The sequence below is a fragment of the Sphingomonas sp. CCH5-D11 genome (assembly GCF_001557395.1).
Taxonomy (GTDB): Bacteria; Pseudomonadota; Alphaproteobacteria; order Sphingomonadales; family Sphingomonadaceae; genus Sphingomonas.
Genome location: NZ_LSKH01000287.1, coordinates 1 through 2,233, shown reverse-complemented (window position 1 = coordinate 2,233; position 2,233 = coordinate 1). Strand labels below are relative to the sequence as shown.

Genomic DNA, 2,233 nt, shown 5'->3' with positions numbered 1-2,233 from the left:
GCGGCAACCGTAGCGGTTGCGCACCGCCGCGGCCTCGACGTGCCCGGGGACCTGACCGTCGTCGGTTTCGACGACAGCGCCCTGGCGACGACGATCTGGCCCGAACTGACGACCATACATCAGCCCATCGCGGACATGAGCCGTGCAGCGGTTGATCTGCTCGCCGCGATGCTGCGCGACAAGCGCAGCGGCGCGGCCGAGGTGCTGCGCCAGGTGGTGCTCGATTACACGCTGATCCGCCGGCAATCGGACGCGGCCCCGCGGCGCAGGCCGGCGGCACGGCGGGCAGGGTAAACCGATCCTCCGTTCGCACTGAGCCTGTCGAAGGGCGTACCCCAGGCGTAGCAGCTCGCAACACGTGCTTCGACAAGCTCAGCACGAACGGGGGAGGGGCGCTAACCCAGTCACCACCGTCATCCCGGCCTCGCGCCGGGATCCAGTGCTCCGCGCACGCTGCCGCCAATAGATATGCTGCACCCTGGATCCCCAGCACGGCGGCTGGGATGACAAAGAGTCAAGTGCAGCCGCCCGCGGGGCAATCTCAGCCCGAGATCCGCATCGCTATCGTCGTCCGCGCACCCGGCGCCAGCGACGCCGCTTCGCCGCGGTTCACCGCATCGGGCATCGCCGTCACGGGTTCGGCACAGAAGAACGCCTCACCCGGCGGCACGTACACGTGCAGCGCCGACGTGCCTTCGCCCGTCAGCACCACATCGCCATCATCCCGCTCGATCGTCGCGACACCGCGCCAGCCGGTATAGCAATGGTCCACCAGATCAGGCCGCACCAGCGCACCGCCAACCGACCAATCCCCCAGCGCATCCGCCGCGGCGTGTTCAGCCGGCAGCATCTCTTTATCCGCCAGCCAAACGCCGTCAGCCACGAAGCGCAACCGATCCGCCGCCGCGAAGTAGGGATGAAATCCCAGAGACACCGGCATCGCCCGCTCGCCCGTGTTCTCCACCTCAAGGGTCGCCAACAGCCCTTCCGCCGACACCACCAGTCGCTGCTCGGCAGCGAACGCCCACGGCCAGGTCTCGTCACCCGCATGCTCCAGCCGCATCGTTACGCTGGTCTCATCCGTACACACGACCGACCATGGCATCAGCCAACCAGTCCCATGCAGCGGGTGCGCCTGTTCCGGGTGATTACGAGGCAGTTTAACCGCCTGACTTCCCCACAAGAAGGAACCGGCGGCAATCCGATTGGCATAAGGCACGAGCGGGAAGCAGGCTAGATCGAACGGGTCGGCGACCACCGCCGGCGTCGGCCGCAGCACGTCGCAGCCGGCTCTCGTCAGCGACAGGATCGCGCCACCCCATTCGGGTGCCGCCTCCAGCGCCCAATTGCCTGCAGCCAGCTTCAACCCTGCATATCCTCAAGCTCACGCCCGCGTGTCTCGCGCACCATCGCTTTGACGAAGACGTACGACACCGCCGCCGCCAGCGCATAGAAGACATAGGTCACCGCCAGCCCCGGCTTCACCGCCAGCGACGGGAAGGACACGGAGATCGCCGCATTGGCGATCCACTGCGCGAAGCCCGAGATCGCCAGCGCCGATCCGCGGATCTGATTGGGGAACATCTCGCCCAGCATGACCCACATCACTGGCCCCCAGCTGATGTTGAAGAACACCACATAGAGGTTCGCCGAGACGAGCGCGATCAGCCCCGCGTTACCCGGCAGCATCACGCCCCCCGCACCATCCGGCACCGCGGTCGAAAACGCCCAGGCGACCACGCCCAGCGTCACCGTCATGCCGGCGGAACCGATCAGCAGCAGCGGCTTGCGCCCGATCTTGTCGATCAGCGCGATGGCGAGAAGGCACGCGCCGATCGACAGCGCGCCCGACAGGATGTTGATCTGGAGCGCATTATCTTCGGTGAAGCCCACCGCCTCCCACAAGGTCGCGCCGTAATAAAAGACGACGTTGATGCCGACGAGTTGCTGGAAGATGGCGAGGCCAATGCCGACCCAGAGGATCGGTCGAATTTTGCCGGTGGTCTTGTCGACGAGGTCGGACAGCTTGGGCTTGTGATGATCCGCCGCCAGCGATGCGCGGATCTCGCCCACTTTGCGCGCCGCCTCCGTGGCGCCGAACAGCCGCGTCAACACGTCGCGCGCGCGGTCCTCCTGACCCTTGACCACCAGGTAGCGCGGGCTTTCCGGGATGGAGAAGAGCGCGAGCAGGTAGATCGCCGCCGGGATCACCTGCAGACCGAACATCCAGCGC

3 protein-coding genes are annotated in these 2,233 nt (G+C 66.5%); 1 reads left to right on the top strand and 2 read right to left on the bottom strand.

The window, feature by feature from the left end:
- On the top strand, window positions 1-294 hold a 294-nt coding region (locus AX702_RS17770; RefSeq protein WP_197420672.1), incomplete at its 5' end, for a substrate-binding domain-containing protein.
- 247 nt (window positions 295-541) lie between these two features.
- Here AX702_RS17770 and AX702_RS17765 read toward each other — a convergent pair.
- Both AX702_RS17765 and AX702_RS17760 read right to left on the bottom strand, forming a co-directional pair.
- A complete protein-coding gene (locus AX702_RS17765) occupies window positions 542-1,366 on the bottom strand; it encodes an aldose 1-epimerase (RefSeq protein WP_066781788.1) in 825 nt (274 codons plus the stop codon).
- On the bottom strand, window positions 1,363-2,233 hold an 871-nt coding region (locus AX702_RS17760), incomplete at its 5' end, for an MFS transporter (protein ID WP_156455576.1). The genes AX702_RS17765 and AX702_RS17760, both read right to left, overlap by 4 nt.